Source organism: Ohtaekwangia kribbensis (assembly GCF_042676245.1).
GTDB classification, from domain to species: domain Bacteria; phylum Bacteroidota; class Bacteroidia; order Cytophagales; family Cyclobacteriaceae; genus Ohtaekwangia; species Ohtaekwangia kribbensis.
Genome location: NZ_JBHTKA010000008.1, coordinates 746,066 through 762,910, shown reverse-complemented (window position 1 = coordinate 762,910; position 16,845 = coordinate 746,066). Strand labels below are relative to the sequence as shown.

Below are 16,845 nucleotides of genomic sequence, written 5' to 3'. Positions count from 1 at the left end.
TTATTTAATTAAACTGATCTTTCAGATAAACTCATTAATCGACTATGAAATCCCTTCGTATTATTTTACCGATGCTTTTACTGGCTGCATTCGCGCAGGCACAAGACTCACAGCAATGGAAAGGAAAATTTGAGCAGCTTGATGAACTGCTGCCTACACCAAACGAATATCGTACAGGTTCCGGTGAGCCAGGTGCCAAATACTGGCAGCAGCGTGCCGACTATACCATCGATGCAGAGATCGATGAACCAACCAATACATTAAAAGGTAAAGAAACCATTACCTACTATAACAACTCACCTGAAACGCTAAAGTATCTCTGGCTTCAGCTTGATCAGAACATCAACAAGAAAGGTAATGAAGATTTTGGAAGTTACTTTGGTCCTGTGCGCGATTCGATACCAACGCTGCACATGCAGTACCTGACTCGTACACTGGAGTTTGAAGGCGGATATACTATACAATCTGTAACCGATAAGACCGGTAAAAATCTTCCGATCACCATCAACAATACCATGATGCGTATAGACTTGCCTGTAGCTATAAAAACCGGCGAGAGCTATACCTTTAATGTAGCATGGTCGTACCCGATAACCGACAGAAGTAAATTTTTACTTTCACGCGAAGGCTATGAGTATTTTCCGGAAGATAAAAACAGTACATACCTGATCGCCCACTGGTTTCCACGCATGTGCCAGTTCGATGATTACGAAGGCTGGCAGAACAAACAGTTTCAGCGTCTTGGAGAGTTTGCACTGGAGTTCGGTAACTATAAAATAAATATAACTGTTCCTGCCGATCACATCGTTGCCTCCACCGGAACATTACTCAATGCAAAAGAAGTTTTATCAGCAAAGGAACTCGAGCGATTTGAAAAAGCGAAAACGTCATTCGATAAACCCGTTGTAATTGTTACCGAAGAAGAAGCACGCGCCAAAGAGAAGACACGCTCAACGGCTAAAAAAACATGGCGCTATCAAGCCGATAATGTCCGCGATGTAGCATTCTCTTCGTCACGTAAATTTATATGGGATGCACAGGCCGTAAAGCTTTCAACCAACACGGTGCTGGCCATGTCTTATTTCCCGAAAGAAGGCCTGCCGGTATGGTCTGAAGAATCTACCAAAGCAGTAAAGAATGCGTTGGAAGTATACTCGAAATATACTTTTGATTATCCTTACCCGGTGGCTATATCTGTAAACACAGCAAACCTCGGTATGGAGTTCCCGATGATCAGCTTCAACGGTGGCAGACCACGCAACGGGCAAATGACGGAGAATGGTAAAGCCAGTATGATTGGTGTTATCGTTCACGAAGTAGGGCATAACTACTTCCCGATGATTGTAAGCTCAGACGAACGCCAGTGGATGTGGATGGACGAAGGGTTGAATACATTTTTACAAACACGAACCGAGATGGAGCGTTATCCGAACTTCCATCACACTGTTCCGCAAGATATAGTGCCCTATATGAAAGGCGACAAAAGCGTGATGCGCCCGGTGATGAATACATCGGACAACGAAAGACTTAACGCCTTCGGTGCCAACTACTATGAAAAACCGACAGTAGCCCTTACGTTGCTTCGCGAAACCATTATCGGTAAAGATCTTTTTGATAAAGCCTTTAAAGAATATGCAAACCGCTGGATGTACAAGCATCCGCGCCCAGCAGACTTTTTCAGAATGATGGAAGAGGCAACGGCTGTTGATCTCGACTGGTTCTGGAGAGGGTGGTTCTTTACTACTGATAATGTAGATGTATCGGTAGAAGATGTTCAATGGTATAAACTTACTTCACAGCAACCGAACATCGAGAATAAAACGAAGAATGTAAAAGCTGGTGATCTCAACGCCAGCACATCCGGTAAATCTGTAACCGACTTCAGCCAGGGACCAAAACCGTTCACGATGTTGAATACACCGGATAAAGCATACGGTGAATTCAGAAGTCGCATTGACGATAATGCTGTTCGTCAGAAACTCGAAGGTAAAAATATATACCAGGTAAAGTTCAAAAACAACGGTGGCCTGGTTACACCGCTCATTATCGAATGGACTTATAAAGATGGAACCAAAGAAACCGAATATATACCGGCAGAGATCTGGCGCACCAATGAGAATGAAGCCAGCAAGGTATTTATAAAAGACAAGGAAGTGACCAATGTAGCCTTCGATCCAAACGCAGCTCTTGCCGATGTAGACGAAAGCAACAACATTTTCCCGAGGAAGGTTACGGAATCAAAGTTCGATCAGTTCAAGAAAAATAAGTAACATCAATCTTTCCCGTAGTATATATCGAGTTACAGCAAGTATATGTAGCTCCGTATAGGCTGCGGGAATTTATTTATATACCCAACCCAAATGAGATTAAAATTCGCCATATCCTTGTTACTTGCTGCCTGGCAACTGCAGGCACAGGTGGAGAAAAAAGAAGTGGGCAACCTGATCGTGGAAGGTGTACCCGAAATACCAGCTTCCGTGATTGAGCGTATGAACCAATACCAGAATACGCGCGGTGCAAGCTTTAGCGGCTGGAGCCCAGACGGGAAAACTATACTGATCAGTACACGCTTTGCAGAAACATCACAGATACATGTAGTTGATCATCCGGGAGGTGCGCGCAAGCAAATAACATTCTTTAAAGAACCCGTTGGCGGAGCAAGCTATTGCCCGGATGCTTCGTACAAAGGCTTTATGTTTTCAAAAGATATAGGCGGCAATGAGTTTTCGCAGCTCTTCTGGTTTGATATCACTACGGGTAAATATGAAATGATTTCCGATGGCGGGCGCTCTCAAAATTCCCTGAGTGCATGGTCTAATAAAGGCGATCAGTTCATTGTAGTGAGCACACGCAGAAATGGTAAAGATTACGATCTCTACCTGAGCAGCATGAAAAATCCGAAGGAAGCAAAATTGGTATTGCAACGCGAAGGTTCGTGGAGTGCACTAGATTGGTCGCCTGATGATAAAAAAGTTCTTGTCGCTAACTATATATCCGCTAACAAATCCTTCTTACACATCCTTGATTTGGAAAGCGGCAAGCTGGAGCAGATCAATCCTTCACAGGAAGAAATCGCTTACGGCAGTGCACTGTGGACTGCCGATGGCAAAGGTATATTTGTTGTGAATGATCAGGGTGGCGAATTCAGTGTGTTGAAGTATTATGATATAGTTTCTAAAAAATTCACAGCAATAACTTCTTCTATACCCTGGGATGTAAACGGTATAGCCGTAAACAAGAATCGCAGCACACTGGTGTTCGATACAAACGAGAATGGTGTTGCCAGGCTATATCAGCTTAATACAGCTACCTTGAAATATACTGCTATACCGGGTATACCTACCGGAGTTGTTGGCGGCATAGAATTTCATCCGGATGGAAAGCAACTCGGTCTGGTAATCAATACACCTCAAACACCGAGCGATGTTTTCTCCATCGACCTTGCTACGAACAAACTTACCCAATGGACCTTCAGTGAAGTGGGCGGATTAAATACGAGCACGTTTGTTGTGCCTTCCTTGGTTGAGTATGAAACATTCGATAAAGTTGATGGCAAAGCGAGAAAGATACCGGCATTCTATTACAAGCCAGCAAGTGCTTCCGGAAAAATTCCGGTGATCATTAATATACATGGTGGTCCGGAAGGACAATCTGTGCCGGTGTTCAGTCCGTTCATAAGTTACCTTACCAATGAGTTGGGCATTGCTGTGCTTTCACCGAACGTGCGCGGATCTTCCGGTTATGGTAAAACATTTTTAAAGCTCGACAACGGTTTCAAGCGCGAAGAATCTGTCAAGGATATAGGTGCATTGCTCGACTGGATCGCGAAGCAACCGGAGCTTGATGCATCGCGTGTCGCCGTTTGGGGCGGATCGTACGGAGGGTATATGGTGCTGGCCTCGATGACTAACTTTAACGACCGCATCAAGTGTGGTATCGATGTTGTCGGCATCAGTAACTTTGTAACATTTTTACAAAACACGGAAGATTATCGTAAAGATTTGCGCAGAGTAGAGTATGGTGACGAGCGCGATCCGAAGATGAAAGAGTATCTGCTCAAGATCTCACCAGCCAACAATGTTGACAAGATTACCAAGCCGCTATTTATAATACAGGGTCTGAACGACCCGCGTGTTCCGGCTTCCGAGTCTGAGCAGATGAAACAGAACATGCGAAATAAAGGTCGCAACGTATGGTATATGCTCGCGAAAGATGAAGGGCATGGCTTCCGCAAGAAACCCAACGTTGACTATATGCAATGGAGCGTTGTGATGTTCCTGCAGCAGAATTTACTGAAGTAAAAAATCTTCTATTTTATAGTCGGGAATGTCGAAGTAAGAAATGTTTACTTTTTCGACATTCCTTCTTTAGAGCTGTCTCAAAACATACTCTACCGGCCTGATAGTATTCATTTCCATAGGTGTGTGATAACGCATATAATGCGGTTTAATGTCACGATTCAGCAATTGATAGGTTTTGTTTTTAAATCTGACGTCTTATATTTACACCTTAGCGCGGTTCAGAAGGGTCTTGTAGACCAAAATTTTTTTGACTGATTATCTTTGCCGCTCATATTTTTTAACCCACGCCCTCTGGGCAAAAAATGATTAAAACATGCAAAGACGCTGGTTAAGTTTTTTTGGCATCGCCTTGATGATCGTAGCAGTAGTATTCGTGAACCGCTACTATCTCCCCTCTCTCACGGAACAAGAAGCTTCCTCTGACTCAGTAAGCTTCGATATCAAAATCAAAGAACCAAGCGTGCTGTATGGCATGGTGGTGGATGACTTCCTGGTAATTGAAGACAAAGTAAAACGCAACGAACGTCTTGGTGACATCCTCGAGGCTTACAATGTACCCGCTAAACTTATCAACCAGGTATCACAACTTTCGCGCAACGTATTTGATGCACGCAAAATAGCCGCCAACAAGAAATATACTTTGATCTGCGACCAGGATTCCCTGAAGACAGCCAAAGCGCTGGTATACGAGCCGAACCCGATAGACTATATCATTTTCCGTTTTGAAGATTCACTTACCGTAGATGTTTGCAAACGTGATGTTATCACTGTTGAGAAAAGCATTGCCGGTGAGATTCGTTCCAACCTTTCTGAAACCATCGAAGAGCTTGGCATATCACACGAGCTTACCAATAAATTTGTTGATATTTTCGGCTGGCAGGTAGACTTCCAGCGTCTGCAAAAAGGCGACAAATTCAAACTGATTTACGAAGAGAGCCAGGTAGAAGGTGTTACGGTTAGCATCAACCAGATCAAAGCTATATACTTTGAACATTTCGGGAGCCCATACTATGCATTCCCGTTCGATCAGGGCGAAGGCATGAACTACTACGATGCTGAAGGCAAAAGCCTGCGCAAAGCCCTGCTGAAATATCCGATCGAATTTACACGCATCAGCTCACGCTACACCATGAGTCGTTTCCACCCGGTACAAAAGAGATGGAAAGCTCACCTGGGCACAGACTTCGCTGCTCCTACCGGTACCCCTATACGCTCGGTGGGCGATGGTACTGTGGAAGAGGCACAGTATAAATCCAACAACGGTAATTATGTAAAGATCCGCCACAACGGCACCTATACAACACAATATCTTCACATGTCGCGTATTGCAGATGGCGTTCGTGCCGGCACACGTGTTCGTCAAGGTCAAACCATTGGTTATGTAGGGAGTACCGGACTTGCTACTGGTCCGCACCTGTGCTACCGCTTCTGGAAGAATGGTGTTCAGGTAGATGCATTAAAAGCAGACCTGCCTCCATCAGAGCCTATTCAGAAAAGCCACATGGCGGCCTTCGAAACTGTTAAGGGCGACCTGACCAAGAAACTTGATAGCATAGCTTTCCCGGAGCAACGCCAGGAGCCTATCGCATCCATTTAACTTATATTTAATAATCTTATTCAACGCTTTCGTTGAAGATGTAGTTTTCTCTGACGTTTTTTGTCAGAGAAGCGGAGCGATCCCTCATCTTCAATGAAGCGTTGTTTTTTTATACTCCTTTTACTCCTACCCTCCTGCCTGACATTTGCGCAGAAGGTAGGACTTGTATTGAGCGGAGGTGGAGCTAAAGGCATTGCCCATGTTGGTGTTCTGAAGGCGCTGGAAGAAAACGAGATTCCCATCGACTACATTGTAGGCACTTCCATGGGTGGCATCATCGGAGGTTGCTATGCCGGGGGAATGAGTCCCGAGCAGATCGAACACATGATACTCTCACCGGAGTTTCTCGGATGGGTAAACGGTTCGCCCGAACAAGGCTTCAACTATTTCTACTATAAGAATGACGTCACGCCTACATTCTTAAAGCTCACACTCGATCTTGACTCAACGCTTAACTTTCAATTCAACACCAGTCTTGCCAAAGATGTATCGCTGAACTTTGCGCTGGCCGATCGCATGGCACAAGCCTCTGTTATATCGAAGAATAACTTCGACAGTCTCTTTGTACCGTTGCGTGTTATTGCAGCCGACATCTTCACACAAAATGAAGTAGTACTATCCAAAGGATCGCTGAGTGATGCGCTCCGTGCCACCCAAACCGTGCCGTTCTTTTACAACCCTATTCGGGTAGATGGAAAGTATCTCTTCGATGGCGGGGTATATAATAACTTTCCTGTAGATATAGCACAGCGCGACTTCAAGCCCGATGTAATTATAGGGGTAAATGTATCTACCAAGATCTTTGATGAATATCCGTATGATAATGACGACAAGCTGATATCACGATCGCTTCTTTTTATGCTGATGGATAAATCTGATCCGTCTATGATCGGAGACAGCGGTATTTTTATTCAGCCCAACCTGAAGGGATTTACTTCTTTCGATTTTGCCAAAGCAAAAAATCTTATCGACAGCGGGTATACACAAACCCTGCGGCAAATTGAGGAACTGAAAAGCAAAATTGCCAAACGAAATACATGCGAGGCTGTAGCCGAAAAGCGAAATGCCTTTAACAACAGAAGTGTGCCGATAGAGTTTGACAGACTCGCCTTTAAAGGTTTTAATTCATCGCAGCGAGCCTATATCCGCAAGCTTTTCAAAGTACATCCGGGATCTGCCAAACCTTTATTCTATAGCGATATAAAGAAAGGATACTTCAAGCTGGTGGCAGAGGATTACTTCTCGAATGTATATCCGGGTATACTATACGACAGCACCACAAAGAAATTTAACTTTCAACTTTCGCGCAGACCGCAGCAAAATTTCCAGGTTGATTTTGGTGGTGTTATCGCTTCGCGCGATATCAGCAATATATTTCTCGGGCTTAATTACTATCACTTCGGGCGCACACTCAAGCATTACTATACCGCTTTTCAAACTGGAAGTTTCTATAAATCGGGGATTGCTGAAGTGCGGATCGACTATCCAAACCAGCTATATATAGAACCTTTTGTAGAGTATAACAATTGGAACTACTTCGAGAATGGCGACCTGTTGAAAGATGTATCGTCTACCACCACACCTACGGTACTCTCGCGCATCAACCGCAAGTTCGGGGTACATATAGGTATGCCTATCAAGGAATTCTTCAAATGTACCGTAGGCATCGAAGGCTTCAACAACACTGACCGCTATGTTAACGGAGATATATTTATCAGCACGGATACGTTAGACCTTGAGCGCATCAAAGGTTTTAAAGCCGGCTTTACTTTCTCGGCCAACACATTAAATCGGAAGCAGTATGCATCCAGCGGCAAAGCTTATTCATTAACGGGCGATTACTTCAACCTGTCGGAGTCCTATACTCCCGGCAACACCTCTATACACGAGGGCAAGATGAAGTTCTATCACAAGTGGTTTCGCGTACGTGCCAGTGCCGAGCAGTACTTTAATGCAGGCTGGTTTCATACCGGCTACGTAGCGGAAGCCGTGTTCTCCAATCAACCCTTCTTCCGTAATTACTTTGGTACCATCATCAATACCCCGGCCTTCCTGCCACTACAGGATAGCAGAACGTTGATCCTTGAGAACTTCCGATCGTTCAATTATGTAGCCGGGGGTATACGCAATATCTTCACACTGCGCACGCGTGTAGATTTTCGCCTGGAGGGATACTTGTTTAAACCCTTTGATTATATAAAGGAGGGCAGCAACCAGGAAGCCTATATTAGCCGCGATATAAAATCGTTGTTCTTTGCCGGGTCTGCAGGCTTTGTATACCATGCTCCTATAGGACCGGTGAGCCTGAGTATTAACTATTACGATGATGATGAGAACCAGTTGGGTGTACTGTTGCATGTGGGATTTCTTCTGTACAACCGGCACTCGCTGGAGTAAAAGTTTAACAGTCCATTTACCTTTCGTTATTACTCATTCGTCTTTTTACCAGTCGATTCGACTTCATTATAAAATTTTTAGCTATGTTTAAAGTTCAATTTAACAGGCGCTCTGGCATGAAGCGGATTTTACTTACCCTCGCAGTACTCATCTCATTTACTCTTACTTCCAGTGCACAGGTTGTGCAGTGGGCAACTAAGGTTATAGAGTTTTCATCTGAGCTCACTCCTGTCCAGTACTCTGCACAGCAGGTACTGGGTAAACCAAATGTACTCCCGGCAGGTGGACAAAGTCCTAACGCATGGGCACCCGATAAACCTGGGCGTAAAGAATTTTTAAAATTAGGATTCGCCAATCCGATCAGCATTCGCCAGATCGCTATTGCCGAATCGCATAACCCGAGTGCCATCTTCCGTGTGCTGGTTTATGATGAAGCCGGTAAAGAATATGTGGTGAATACATTAAACCCGATGACGGTACCGCTAAAGGGAAGGATGCTGAACGTATTTATGGACGCCACTACCTATAAAGTTGCTGCCGTAAAAATAGAATTTGATGGCGCTGCGGTACCCGGATACTTCGGTATAGATGCCGTGGCAATCTCTGACTCCAACTATCCTATTATTGCTGATATACCGAAGATGCAGTTACTCGCGTCCGGTATACTCATTGAAGCGCTTGATAAAAATGTAAACAGTGAATATAGTGAGCTTAATCCACTGCTTTCACCCGATGGTAAAACGCTATACTTCAGTCGCAGAAATCACCCGGAAAACATAGGAGGTGTTTCTGACAAGGAAGATATATGGTATTCCGAACTGGACTCCGCCGGCCGCTGGCAGCTTGCCAAAAATATGGGCGCTCCGTTCAACAACGAAGGACCTAACTTTGTAAACACGATCCAATCTGTTACACCCGATGGCCGATCCGCTATTATGGTGTTGGGTAATAAATACCTCGACAATGGTAAGATGCGTGCCGGTGTTTCCATCAGCTCGAATGTGGGTGGCTCATGGAGCAAACCTGTAGCTCTTAACATTGCCAACGACTATAACTTTAACGAGAAAGCTAACTACTTCCTCACCAACAATCGTAAAACATTGTTGATGTCAGTAGAGCGTGAAGACTCGCAGGGAGATCGCGATCTCTATGTCAGCTTCATGAACAACGACAGTTCCTGGTCTCAACCGCTCAACCTGGGTGATGTGATTAACACGGCAGGCGAAGAGTCAGCTCCGTTCCTCGCTTCGGATGACAAGACACTATATTTCTCATCAAACGGCTTCAGTGGTTACGGTGGTACAGATATATATGTATCCAGAAGACTCGATGACACCTGGACAAACTGGTCTGAGCCGGAAAATCTAGGACCGGAAATAAACTCACCGCTTGAAGATCTCTTCTTTAACATTCCTGCCAACAGCGACTTCGCTTACTACTCGCGCGGTGTTACAGAAACCAACACCGATATATTCCGTGTGAAACTTCCAATCGTGAAGAATCCGGAGCCATGGGTTACAGTTAAAGGAAAAGTGGTTGACAAAGCTACAGGCGATCCGTTGGGAGCCAAGATCATTTATGAACGATTGCCAGAAGGTAAAGATATAGGTATAGCACAGTCTAACCCCGAAACCGGTGAATATGAAATTCGTTTGCCAGCCGGCCACCAGTATGGTATACGCGCAGAGTCTGATGGTAAAATTTCAGAGAGCCAGAACCTTGACCTCCGGAATATAACTTCCGATAAAGTTATTGAAGGAGAGAACTTCAACCTGTCGCCTATTGAAGTGGCAACCGTTAAAGAGAACGTAACGATTGTATTGAACAACGTATTCTTTGATTTCGATAAAGCTGAATTAAAACCTGAATCATTTCCGGAGTTGAACCGTATAACGGAGTTGATGAAGGAAAAGAGTGGTATGCAGATCACTATATCAGGCCACACCGATGCCACCGGTCCTGAGCAATATAACCTCGGTTTGTCGGAGCGCAGAGCAAAGGCAGTTGTGAAATACCTGGTTGAAAAAGGTATAGCGAGCGATCGCATAACAACCGAGTACTTCGGTGAAAGTAAACCTACCGATACGAACGACACGAAAGAAGGAAGACAGAAGAATCGCAGGGTAGAATTCAGGATCTTGAAATTGTAATTTCATAACCAATGGTTCATACGTTTTTTACATTCTCCGTTGCATGTATACTCAGCATCAGTCTGGCATTTGGTCAATCTGCTGATTCGCTTATATATGCAGAGGGCAATATTATTAACGCAACTACCAAAGAACCTGTAACAGCCCGCATTACCTATCAGAGTCTTCCGTACGGGAACAAAATGGGTACGCTGAATAACAACCGTTATTCGTTTCCACTTTTCGATAATGAAAAATACGCGCTTATAGTAGAAGCACCCGGCTATACTACCGCCAAGTATTTAATTGATCCGGCCGAGGCCAATGGTAACAAAGTATTGAAAGATATAGAGCTTACCACAGGTACCCCTGCCAGTGCGAGTAAACATTCTGTAGGTCATGTTATGCGTCTTGATAACGTGATCTTCCAGGTGGGCCGATCGAAGATCAGCGAAGACTCCTACTCAGAACTGGATGTAGTGGTGAAGATGATGAAGGAGAATGCTACAATGGTAATTCAGCTCGAAGGCCACACCGATTACCTGGGTGATGCAAAAGAAAACATGAAGCTTTCCAAGGCCCGTGTTGAGGCAGTAAAAGAGTACTTAGTATCCAAAAACATCAACAAGAGTCGTGTAAAGACAAAAGCATTTGGCGGAACCCAACCGCTGTCACGCGATGATACACCGGAAGCGCACCGATTAAACCGCCGGGTAGAACTTCGTATCCTGGAGAATTAATCAACAATAATTTTTTAAGAAAAGAAGATCAGCTTAAAAGCTGCCGGCAGTAGCATTTGCCTGTGTATCCAATTTATGCTTACGCACGGTTTGTACTTTGCGAATATAGTTTTCCTTGAGTGAAGGATCCAGTTTACTCTCTGCCAGTGAAAGCAAAATGATGCGCGAGAATTCTTCCAGTCGTGGTGATCTATACTGCAATGATGCTTTCTCCAGGTATGCTATCGAATTAACCCACTGATGATTGTTGTATGCTTTTATAGCCTGGTTATAGTATAGCAGCCCCAGCATTTCATCGAGGTTCACATCGTTGTATAAATCAAAAGAGAAGTGATAATAACGTTTATCCGTATTTGCTTTCTCTATTTCGTTCCTGCGGTATACATGGATACGCTTTTCTATTTCAGATTTACTATCGGTAAAGCCCGTGGCAGGATCTGTCGTTTCGAGCAATACATCTCCGACAGATGTTTCCACCATCAGGAAGATGTGGTAGTTGGTTTCGATAATGCGATAGGGAAACTCAAAATGATCGAGCAGTATGGCATATAGGGCTGTGCCCGTAAGACAATTGTAATATCCTTTGTCCAGCAACTCGTTAAAAGATGAGTACTCTTTATAGTTGCGCAGAAAACGCTGGTGTGTTTTTGTAAAGAGGTGATTCAGAAATGCCTTATCGGTTTTAAAGCCATTTTTCTTTACTGAAAGTTTATCAACAAAGGCAAGCAGTTCATCAGCAGTGGCTATCTGCTCATCGGTAGTGCTGTAAAGTTCAAGATAATGATGAAGCGAAGAGGTTGGCTGGGACGTAAAGGTAACATCTTGTGCTAATGCAAGTATTGGCAAAAAGAATATCAACACCAGTCCCTTCATGTTACGCCAATGTTAATTTACCGTTAACAAATTTAATATAAATGTAACACTAAGCAAGTATTCGTTAACATTTGAGTAATGTCTGGACGCTGATTGCGTGATTTTGACTCCTGAGATTTTTGCCTACATTTAGTATATGCAGGCCATTGCCGACACAGACGTAAAAAATGTGATCCATGAAGCATTCAAACTTCATCACGATAGTCTGCATGTAATGCGTACGGAGCCTTTGCGACAGCGTAAGGTATACCTCAAAAAACTACGCGACTGGATTCACGCCAACCGGACGCTGATCCATGAAGCGGCCTACAATGACTTTAAAAAGCCAGCCGTTGAAGTAGACGGCACCGAAATCTTTCACGTACTCAGCGAAATCAAACTTGCTGTTTCCTCTTTGGAAACATGGGCACAACCGCGCAAGGTCGATGCGCCCATCACCATGCTGGGTACACGCTCCTATATACAGCCCGAACCGCGTGGTATATGTCTCATTATATCTCCGTGGAATTATCCATTCAGTCTTGCTGTTGGTCCGCTGGTATCTGCTATAGCAGCAGGTAATAGTGTTATACTCAAGCCATCGGAATTAACGCCTCACGTATCAGCGGTTCTGAGTCGCATGGTGAAAGATATATTTCCAGTGAATCGTGTATCTGTATTTGAAGGCGGGCCGGAAGTATCACAACACCTGTTAAAACTTCCGTTCGATCATATATTCTTTACCGGCAGTCCTGCTATTGGCAAAGTGGTAATGAAGGCTGCCGCAGAAAATCTCACATCGGTTACGCTGGAGCTTGGCGGTAAATCGCCTACCATCGTTACGGCTTCTGCCAACATTAAAGAAGCAGCGCAACGTATCGCGGTAGCCAAGTTTATTAACAACGGACAAACCTGTGTTGCGCCAGACTATATATTGGTTGATGAAAGTGTAAAGCAATCATTGATTGAAGAACTGAAACTATATATCAGAAAACACTTTGCCGCGGGTGGCGATGTCTTTGACACATCGGCAAGCTATTGTCGCATCGTAAATGAAAAACACTTTTCACGTGTTAACGAGTTATTGAAAGACACACTATATCACGGAGCTAAACTTGAGTTTGGAGGAAGCATTGATGAGGCCACGCGATTTATACACCCGGTGATATTAAGCCATGTGCCTGTCGATGCGCGGCTTATGGAAGAAGAAATTTTCGGTCCTATACTGCCGGTTATTTCCTATACCCATATCGATGAAGCGGTCCAAATTATTAACACAAAACCCAAGGCACTCGCCCTCTATATATTTACCCGCAGTAAAAGCGATCGCAGAAAAATTATTCAGGAGACTTCTTCCGGAGCCATTTGTATTAACGATTGTGCCGTTCATTTTCTGCAACACAACCTTCCCTTTGGCGGTGTTAACAACAGTGGCATAGGCAGCTCGCATGGCTACTTCGGGTTTCAGGCCTTTTCGCACGACAAACCTGTTATGAAACAAAAAGGAGGTTTCACATCTATTCAACCCTTCTACCCGCCCTATACCAGCCTGTCGAAAAAGCTAATGGACTGGTTTCTAAAGCTTTTCTAGCCCACTACTTTCCGATTATTAGCACGTCTATCCCGCCCAACGTTGCAAACGTGCTTTTAAAAGAAGCTTTCGTCTAAATACCAAAAAATACAGGAGTCTGTTTACTAAATTTGAGTTCACAATTCATAGCACATAAAACTATGATGGTACAAAACTTTATTCACACGACACACATCGTACACATTCAACTATATGTTTGACGTTTTAAACACGAAACTTACCAAGTTCTAAATTTTTGATATGAAAAAAGCATTGAAATGGACCCTCATCATTGTAGGGGGGTTAATTGTACTCCTTCTGGCTGCCGCTTTTATCATCCCTATAGCTTTTAAAGATGACATTGTAGCTGCAATCAACAAAGAAATCAACAAGTCGGTAAATGCAGACGTTGTATACGATGTTGAAAAGTTTGACCTGACGTTGTTCAGAAACTTTCCGAATATAACAGCCGAGATGCGCGACCTCGGTGTTATTAATCGCGCACCGTTTGAAGGTGAAGTTCTCTTCGCTACCGAAAGTTTTGAAGTAGAAGTTAACCTGAAAGAAATTCTGTTCGGAGATCAACTCCGTGTAAAAGGTATATCACTTATTCGCCCCATCATCAATGTTAAAGTATTGAAAGATGGTCGTGCAAACTATGATATCGCAGTTCCTTCTGAAGATACTGTAACAACTACCGAAGAACCAAGCAACTTCTCATTCGGTATAGATCACTGGGAAATTGTTGATGGTGACATCACCTACGATGACCAGTCACTTCCATTCCTGATGAGTCTGAAAGGTGTAAACCACAGTGGCTCCGGAGATTTCACACAGGATGTATTCGATCTGAAAACAAAGACTGTGGCGGATACCGTTACCGTTGCATTTGATGGTACCGAGTACCTGAGTAACAAGCGTGCCGAGATCGATGCTACTATTTCCATCAGTGAAGAGTATACTAAATATACTTTCAAGGAGAACACAGCCAAGCTTAATGACTTTGCGATGAGCTTCGATGGCTGGTTTAAAATGAACGAGAACGACTTCGGTATGGATATAGCATTCAAGAGCCCGGAGAATTCTTTCAAGAGCATTCTGTCGCTGGTTCCAGGTATGTATACCGAAAGCTTTAACAACATTGAGACAAAAGGAGAACTGGCTTTCAATGGTTTTGTAAAAGGAACCTATAGCGAAAAACAGATGCCGGCTTTTAACCTGAACCTGCTGGTAAAAGACGCTATGTTTAAATATCCGGAGCTGCCAACACCGGTTAACAATATAAATGTAGATCTGTTGGTAGATAATAAAGATGGTGTAATTGATAACACCGTTATCGATCTGAAAAAACTTCACCTTGATTTTGGCTCCAATCCGGTAGATGCAAAAGCACTCATCACCAAAATGTATCCTACCAATGTAGATGCAACAGTAGCTGCTAAATTGAACCTTGCCGAGCTGAGCAAAATGTTCCCGATGGAAGGATTGGAAATGAAAGGTAGCTATGCTATAAACCTGAATGCAAAAGGTGTATATGACAGTCTGAAGAAAACAATTCCTGCTATAGATGCAGCCATGTCGCTCGCAAGCGGATATGTAAAATCAGCTGAGTTCCCGCTGCCGCTGCAAGACATGCACTTTACATCAACCGTTAAAAATACATCCGGTAAACTGGCTGAGACCTTTATTACGGTTAAAGATTTCAGCGTGCTGATGGATGGTGAAAAATTCAGTGCTGACTTATTACTTCAAAACCTGGATGACTATACCTGGGATCTAAAAGCTAAAGGAGGTATAGATCTGGAGAAGATGACGAAAGTATTCCCGGTAGAAGGTATGACGCTGGCAGGTAAAGTAAAAGCCGATATCGAAACGAAAGGTAAATATTCTGATGTACAGGCCGAGCGTTACGACAAATTACCAACCAGTGGTAATGCTTCACTGAAAGATTTCAAGTATGTAACCAAAGATCTTCCTACCGTTACATTATCGCAGGCAGGAATGGTTTTCGATCCGAAGAAAATTGAATTGCAGAATGTGAACGGTACCATTGGTAAAAGTGATTTCAACGTAAGTGGTTCTGTATTGAATTACCTTGGCTATATATTCGGCAAGAACGAAACCATTAAAGGTGTAGTAAATTTCAATTCAACGTTACTCGATCTTAACGAGTTTATGAGCGATACCGAAGAGCCTGCTGCGGCGGCTGATACAGCTGCACTCAGTGTTATACCGGTACCTCAAAATATAGACTTCCTGCTAAAGTCTAATGTTAAAACCGTTAAGCTTATGAACTATACCATGACTAATGCTTCGGGTGATGTGTTGGTAAAAGACGGTGTTGCTAACCTGAGCGGACTGAAATTCAACATGCTGGGCGGTAGCTTTGTAGTGGATGGTACCTATAACACAAAAGATATAGCACATCCTAAATATGATCTTGGTCTGAAGATTGAAAATGTGTCGATGAAAGAAGCATCAAGCGCATCATCACTTGTATCAACCTACGCTCCTATAGCGGGTATGGTAAACGGTAACTTCTCCACCGACTTCAAGATCAGCGGTGAGTTGTTGAAAGATATGATGCCTAATATGGCAACCGTTAATGGTGGTGGTTTGATCAAGATCGCACAGGCTGCGTTGAAAGACTCCAAACTTATATCTGGTATCACTTCGCTTACCAAACTCAGTGATGCCAATGAAGTAACGATGAAAGATGTGCTGATGTCTGCCGCTATAAAAGACGGAAGACTGAGTGTAAAACCTTTCGATGTGAAATTCGGTAACTATAAAACTACTGTTACCGGCAGCACGGGTATCGATCAATCTATAGACTATACATTGAAAATGGATGTACCGGCTGGTAAACTTGGCACACAACTCAACGGTTTCCTGGCCGAGAAGACAGGCTCTAAAACAGACCCGAATGGAAATGTTCCGGTTACTATAGGTCTGGGTGGTTCTGTTACCAATCCATCACCGAAACTTATTATGGATGAGCAGAAGCAACAGGTTAAAGAAGCAGCTACTGCCGTTGCCAAAGAAGAAGGTACTAAAGCAATTGAGAAAGCAGTGAAGGGAACGGAAGCTGAGAAGATCGTTGGTAGTATACTTGGTAAATCAGATACCAGCAAAACCAAATCAGATACAACACAAACGCAGCAACAGAAACAAGTTGATGATGCGAAGAGCCTGATTAAGGGATTGCTGAAGAAGAAGAAAAATTAAGAAGTAAGGAGTATAATAAGAAAGCCAGGTA

At 43.6% G+C, this 16,845-nt stretch carries 9 protein-coding genes; 8 read left to right on the top strand and 1 reads right to left on the bottom strand.

Features of this window, described 5'->3' with window-relative positions:
* The first annotated feature begins 44 nt into the window (after positions 1 to 44).
* The 6 genes from ACFQ21_RS24215 (at position 45) to ACFQ21_RS24190 (ending at position 11,164) form a co-directional block, all read left to right on the top strand.
* Positions 45 to 2,270 carry a M1 family metallopeptidase gene (locus ACFQ21_RS24215; protein ID WP_377583558.1) on the top strand — a complete coding sequence of 742 codons (2,226 nt, stop codon included), beginning with the start codon at positions 45 to 47 and terminating at the stop codon, positions 2,268 to 2,270.
* A gap of 90 nt (positions 2,271 to 2,360) precedes the next feature.
* Positions 2,361 to 4,301, top strand: a complete 1,941-nt coding sequence (locus ACFQ21_RS24210; RefSeq protein WP_377583556.1) for a S9 family peptidase — start codon at positions 2,361 to 2,363, stop codon at positions 4,299 to 4,301.
* A gap of 313 nt (positions 4,302 to 4,614) precedes the next feature.
* Entirely contained in the window at positions 4,615 to 5,898 is a 1,284-nt protein-coding gene (locus tag ACFQ21_RS24205; RefSeq protein ID WP_377583554.1) for a M23 family metallopeptidase, read from the top strand.
* Between the two features lie 93 nt (positions 5,899 to 5,991).
* Positions 5,992 to 8,295, top strand: coding sequence for a patatin-like phospholipase family protein (locus ACFQ21_RS24200; RefSeq protein ID WP_377583552.1), 2,304 nt, complete (start codon positions 5,992 to 5,994; stop codon positions 8,293 to 8,295).
* A 116-nt stretch (positions 8,296 to 8,411) separates the two neighbouring features.
* Complete coding sequence (locus ACFQ21_RS24195) at positions 8,412 to 10,445, top strand: OmpA family protein (protein WP_377583550.1); 2,034 nt, start codon at positions 8,412 to 8,414, stop codon at positions 10,443 to 10,445.
* An 11-nt stretch (positions 10,446 to 10,456) separates the two neighbouring features.
* Entirely contained in the window at positions 10,457 to 11,164 is a 708-nt protein-coding gene (locus ACFQ21_RS24190) for an OmpA family protein (protein WP_377583548.1), read from the top strand.
* A gap of 33 nt (positions 11,165 to 11,197) precedes the next feature.
* Here ACFQ21_RS24190 and ACFQ21_RS24185 read toward each other — a convergent pair whose 3' ends face one another.
* Complete coding sequence (locus ACFQ21_RS24185; protein WP_377583546.1) at positions 11,198 to 12,037, bottom strand: hypothetical protein; 840 nt, start codon at positions 12,035 to 12,037, stop codon at positions 11,198 to 11,200.
* Positions 12,038 to 12,173: 136 nt separating this feature from the next.
* On the opposite strand from ACFQ21_RS24185, the gene ACFQ21_RS24180 reads away from it, so the two are divergent.
* Both ACFQ21_RS24180 and ACFQ21_RS24175 read left to right on the top strand, forming a co-directional pair.
* On the top strand, positions 12,174 to 13,607 hold the full coding sequence (locus tag ACFQ21_RS24180; protein WP_377583544.1) for an aldehyde dehydrogenase family protein: 1,434 nt from the start codon (positions 12,174 to 12,176) through the stop codon (positions 13,605 to 13,607).
* Between the two features lie 240 nt (positions 13,608 to 13,847).
* Positions 13,848 to 16,814, top strand: a complete 2,967-nt coding sequence (locus tag ACFQ21_RS24175) for an AsmA family protein (RefSeq protein WP_377583542.1) — start codon at positions 13,848 to 13,850, stop codon at positions 16,812 to 16,814.
* Positions 16,815 to 16,845: the final 31 nt, after the last annotated feature.